The sequence below is a fragment of the Flavobacterium sp. FlaQc-28 genome, from assembly GCF_044007415.1.
GTDB lineage: Bacteria > Bacteroidota > Bacteroidia > Flavobacteriales > Flavobacteriaceae > Flavobacterium.
In genome coordinates, this window is record NZ_JBIPCM010000017.1 from 1 (window position 1) to 5,747 (window position 5,747).

Genomic DNA, 5,747 nt, shown 5'->3' on the forward strand with positions numbered 1-5,747 from the left:
AAAAAAGATGATCTGTAAAGAATCTGTTATCAGTGAGTTAAGAAAAAGTTTGAAAAAAGATCAAAAAAACTTGGTAAAAAGGCTTGTATAACTGAATAAAGGTGGTACTTTTGCACCCGCAACAGCGATAAACGTTCACCGAAATACTGACAAGAAGTTTAATTAAAGAGAAAAGAAATTTTCGAAAAAAAGATTAGAAAAAGCTTGTGAGAATGGAAAACGGATATTACATTTGCACCCCGCAAAATGTGGAAAGTTATTTGAAAGACTGGTAAGAGAAATGAAAAAATGAGACGAAAAAAAAGTTTCAAAATTTTTTAAATTTTTCTTGCGAGAAACAAAATAAATTTTTAGTTTTGCACCCGCTTTGAGAAACAAATTAAGGCGGAGAAAATAAAGAAATACACGTTCGTAGACATATTGAATTGACAGCCGTTTTGAAAGAGATTTCAAAACAAATAAAATAAGAGTAATAGAGTCGTAAGATTCGAAAAGAACCGATAGATATTCATCGCAATATAATATTAAAATATACGATGAAGAGTTTGATCCTGGCTCAGGATGAACGCTAGCGGCAGGCTTAACACATGCAAGTCGAGGGGTATATGTTTTCGGATATAGAGACCGGCGCACGGGTGCGTAACGCGTATGCAATCTACCTTTCACAGAGGGATAGCCCAGAGAAATTTGGATTAATACCTCATAGTATTATTGAGTGGCATCACTTAATAATTAAAGTCACAACGGTGAAAGATGAGCATGCGTCCCATTAGCTAGTTGGTAAGGTAACGGCTTACCAAGGCAACGATGGGTAGGGGTCCTGAGAGGGAGATCCCCCACACTGGTACTGAGACACGGACCAGACTCCTACGGGAGGCAGCAGTGAGGAATATTGGACAATGGGCGCAAGCCTGATCCAGCCATGCCGCGTGCAGGATGACGGTCCTATGGATTGTAAACTGCTTTTGTACGAGAAGAAACACTGCTTCGTGAAGCAGCTTGACGGTATCGTAAGAATAAGGATCGGCTAACTCCGTGCCAGCAGCCGCGGTAATACGGAGGATCCAAGCGTTATCCGGAATCATTGGGTTTAAAGGGTCCGTAGGCGGTTTAGTAAGTCAGTGGTGAAAGCCCATCGCTCAACGGTGGAACGGCCATTGATACTGCTGAACTTGAATTATTAGGAAGTAACTAGAATATGTAGTGTAGCGGTGAAATGCTTAGAGATTACATGGAATACCAATTGCGAAGGCAGGTTACTACTAATTGATTGACGCTGATGGACGAAAGCGTGGGGAGCGAACAGGATTAGATACCCTGGTAGTCCACGCCGTAAACGATGGATACTAGCTGTTGGGAGCAATCTCAGTGGCTAAGCGAAAGTGATAAGTATCCCACCTGGGGAGTACGTTCGCAAGAATGAAACTCAAAGGAATTGACGGGGGCCCGCACAAGCGGTGGAGCATGTGGTTTAATTCGATGATACGCGAGGAACCTTACCAAGGCTTAAATGTAGATTGACCGGTTTGGAAACAGATCTTTCGCAAGACAATTTACAAGGTGCTGCATGGTTGTCGTCAGCTCGTGCCGTGAGGTGTCAGGTTAAGTCCTATAACGAGCGCAACCCCTGTTGTTAGTTGCCAGCGAGTCAAGTCGGGAACTCTAACAAGACTGCCAGTGCAAACTGTGAGGAAGGTGGGGATGACGTCAAATCATCACGGCCCTTACGCCTTGGGCTACACACGTGCTACAATGGCCGGTACAGAGAGCAGCCACTGGGCGACCAGGAGCGAATCTATAAAACCGGTCACAGTTCGGATCGGAGTCTGCAACTCGACTCCGTGAAGCTGGAATCGCTAGTAATCGGATATCAGCCATGATCCGGTGAATACGTTCCCGGGCCTTGTACACACCGCCCGTCAAGCCATGGAAGCTGGGGGTGCCTGAAGTCGGTGACCGCAAGGAGCTGCCTAGGGTAAAACTGGTAACTAGGGCTAAGTCGTAACAAGGTAGCCGTACCGGAAGGTGCGGCTGGAACACCTCCTTTCTAGAGCCTCAAATGTTAGTGCTTGCACACGTTGAGGAAACAAGATGATTATTTATAGGATTCTGAATTTGAGATTGTATTACTCTTGCTGTTAATTTAAAAAATAATGAAAAATTAAGTAAAACAGAGTCTCGTAGCTCAGCTGGTTAGAGTACTACACTGATAATGTAGGGGTCGGCAGTTCGAGTCTGCCCGGGACTACTATTTAACTTAAAAAAAAAGGAAATTCTAGATGCTGGGATTCACCAAAAGAAATTAGATAAGAATTAAGGTGTCTAAAATCTGAATTCAAAAATCTAAAATTGAAAATGGGGGATTAGCTCAGCTGGCTAGAGCGCCTGCCTTGCACGCAGGAGGTCAACGGTTCGACTCCGTTATTCTCCACGAAATAATTGACAATTATCAATTGATAATTATTAATTGTTAAAGTTCATTGACATATTGAGATAAGAAAATAATAAAAAGTAGAAAGCGTTTTTTGTTATTTAATAACAAAAGACAAAAAAAACGGTCTCGTTTTAAGTAACGAGATTGGTACAATAAGCAAAATAAGGGCGTATGGGGGATGCCTAGGCTCTCAGAGGCGAAGAAGGACGTGATAAGCTGCGAAAAGCTGCGGGGACGGGCACACACCGATTGATCCGCAGATATCCGAATGGGGCAACCCACTATGTTGAAGACATAGTACACCGATAGGTGGGCAAACCCGCTGAACTGAAACATCTAAGTAGGCGGAGGAGAAGAAAACAAAAGTGATTCCGTAAGTAGTGGCGAGCGAACGCGGATTAGCCCAAACCAATGTTGTTACGGCAATGTTGGGGTTGTAGGACCACGACATTTTATGTACAAGGAACCGGAAGTTACTGGAAAGTGACGCCATAGAGGGTGATAGCCCCGTATGGGTAACGAGTATAATAGATAGTGGTATCCTGAGTAGGGCGGGGCACGTGAAACCCTGTCTGAATTTGGCGGGACCATCCGCTAAGGCTAAATACTCCTGAGAGACCGATAGTGAACCAGTACCGTGAGGGAAAGGTGAAAAGAACCGTGAATAACGGAGTGAAATAGATCCTGAAACCATACGCTTACAAGCGGTCGGAGCCCTTTCGTGGGGTGACGGCGTGCCTTTTGCATAATGAGCCTACGAGTTAACGTTGCTGGCAAGGTTAAGTGATTAAGTCACGGATCCGTAGCGAAAGCGAGTCTGAATAGGGCGCTTTAGTCAGTAGTGTTAGACGCGAAACCGTGTGATCTACCCATGGGCAGGTTGAAGCTGTGGTAACACACAGTGGAGGACCGAACCGGTTGACGTTGAAAAGTCTTCGGATGACCTGTGGGTAGGGGTGAAAGGCCAATCAAACTCGGAAATAGCTCGTACTCCCCGAAATGCATTTAGGTGCAGCGCTGATGATAGTTATATAGAGGTAGAGCTACTGATTGGATGCGGGGGCTTCACCGCCTACCAATTCCTGACAAACTCCGAATGCTATATAATGTTTCACAGCAGTGAGGGCTTGGGTGCTAAGGTCCAAGTCCGAGAGGGAAAGAACCCAGACCATCAGCTAAGGTCCCCAAATATATGCTAAGTTGAAAGAACGAGGTTTGTCTGCCCAGACAGCTAGGATGTTGGCTTGGAAGCAGCCATTCATTTAAAGAGTGCGTAACAGCTCACTAGTCGAGCGGACGAGCATGGATAATAATCGGGCATAAGCATATTACCGAAGCTATGGATTTACAGTTTACTGTAAGTGGTAGGGGAGCATTCTAACAGGGTTGAAGGTGTATCGTCAGGTATGCTGGACTGGTTAGAAAAGAAAATGTAGGCATAAGTAACGATAATGCGGGCGAGAAACCCGCACACCGAAAAACTAAGGTTTCCACAGCTATGCTAATCAGCTGTGGGTTAGTCTGGTCCTAAGGCGAACCCGAAAGGGACAGTCGATGGCTAACGGGTTAATATTCCCGTACTACTAATTACTGTGATGGGGTGACGGAGTGATGAAAGCGCCGCGAACTGACGGAATAGTTCGTTAAAGTACCTAGCTATAAGATCTATAGGCAAATCCGTAGATTTTGGTGAAATACGATAGTACTCGGAGTCTTCGGACAAAGAGATAGTGCGCCTAAGGGCTTCCAAGAAAAACCTCTAAACTTCAGGTAATTAGTACCAGTACCGTAAACCGACACAGGTAGTTGAGGAGAGAATCCTAAGGTGCTCGAGAGATTCATGGCTAAGGAATTAGGCAAAATAGACCTGTAACTTCGGGAGAAAGGTCGCCAGCAGCAATGCTGGCCGCAGTGAAGAGGTCCAGGCGACTGTTTATCAAAAACACAGGGCTCTGCAAAATCGTAAGATGAAGTATAGGGCCTGACACCTGCCCGGTGCTGGAAGGTTAAGAGGAGATGTTATCTTCGGAGAAGCATTGAATTGAAGCCCCAGTAAACGGCGGCCGTAACTATAACGGTCCTAAGGTAGCGAAATTCCTTGTCGGGTAAGTTCCGACCTGCACGAATGGTGTAACGATCTGGACACTGTCTCAGCCATGAGCTCGGTGAAATTGTAGTAACGGTGAAGATGCCGTTTACCCGCAGTGGGACGAAAAGACCCTGTGCACCTTTACTATAGCTTAGTATTGACCTTGGATAAATGATGTGTAGGATAGGTTGGAGACTATGAAGCGGCGTCGCCAGGCGTTGTGGAGTCATTGTTGAAATACAACCCTTTGTTTATCTGAGGCCTAACCCCGCAATGTGGGGGACAGTGCTTGGTGGGTAGTTTGACTGGGGTGGTCGCCTCCAAAAGAGTAACGGAGGCTTCTAAAGGTTCCCTCAGTACGCTTGGTAACCGTGCGTAGAGTGCAATGGCATAAGGGAGCTTGACTGAGAGACATACAGGTCGATCAGGTACGAAAGTAGAGCATAGTGATCCGGTGGTTCCGCATGGAAGGGCCATCGCTCAAAGGATAAAAGGTACGCCGGGGATAACAGGCTGATCTCCCCCAAGAGCTCATATCGACGGGGGGGTTTGGCACCTCGATGTCGGCTCGTCACATCCTGGGGCTGGAGAAGGTCCCAAGGGTTGGGCTGTTCGCCCATTAAAGTGGCACGCGAGCTGGGTTCAGAACGTCGTGAGACAGTTCGGTCTCTATCTACTGTGGGCGTTAGAAATTTGAGTGGATCTGATTCTAGTACGAGAGGACCGAATTGGACTAACCTCTAGTGTATCTGTTGTCCCGCCAGGGGCACCGCAGAGTAGCTACGTTGGGAAGGGATAAGCGCTGAAAGCATATAAGCGCGAAACCCACCACAAGATGAGATTTCTTTTAAGGATCGTGGAAGATGACCACGTTGATAGGCTATAGATGTAAAGGCAGTAATGTCATAGTCGAGTAGTACTAATAATCCGTAAGCTTATGTACACCCTTTTCCTCTCTCGTTGAACAAACGAGAGAGGGAGAAACTTTCTAAAAATAGTAAATAAAAGTACTTTTCTTTATCTCAGTATGTTAAGATATTTTTTTTAATTATCAATTGTTAATTATCAATTGTCAATTAAAAAAGTTGCCTAAAGCAACTAACAACCTTAAGGTGGTTATTGCGGCGGGGCTCACCTCTTCCCATCCCGAACAGAGTAGTTAAGCCCGCCTGCGCAGATGGTACTGCAATTTTGTGGGAGAGTATGTCGTCGCCTTTCTTTTAA

General features: G+C 45.6%; 2 tRNA genes and 3 rRNA genes. All 5 read left to right on the plus strand.

Annotated elements, in window-relative coordinates:
- Positions 1 to 533 precede the first annotated feature (533 nt).
- The 5 genes from ACHRVL_RS22940 (at position 534) to rrf (ending at position 5,741) form a co-directional block, all read left to right on the plus strand.
- Positions 534 to 2,047: ribosomal RNA gene (locus ACHRVL_RS22940) — 16S ribosomal RNA — on the plus strand.
- Positions 2,048 to 2,174: 127 nt separating this feature from the next.
- A tRNA-Ile gene (locus tag ACHRVL_RS22945) sits at positions 2,175 to 2,248 on the plus strand.
- A gap of 109 nt (positions 2,249 to 2,357) precedes the next feature.
- Positions 2,358 to 2,431, plus strand: a tRNA-Ala gene (locus ACHRVL_RS22950).
- A 153-nt stretch (positions 2,432 to 2,584) separates the two neighbouring features.
- Positions 2,585 to 5,466 (plus strand): 23S ribosomal RNA (locus tag ACHRVL_RS22955).
- Positions 5,467 to 5,631: 165 nt separating this feature from the next.
- Positions 5,632 to 5,741, plus strand: a 5S ribosomal RNA gene (gene rrf / locus ACHRVL_RS22960).
- The 16S, 23S and 5S rRNA genes sit together here with 2 tRNA genes alongside, the layout of an rRNA operon.
- The last annotated feature ends 6 nt before the right edge of the window (positions 5,742 to 5,747 follow it).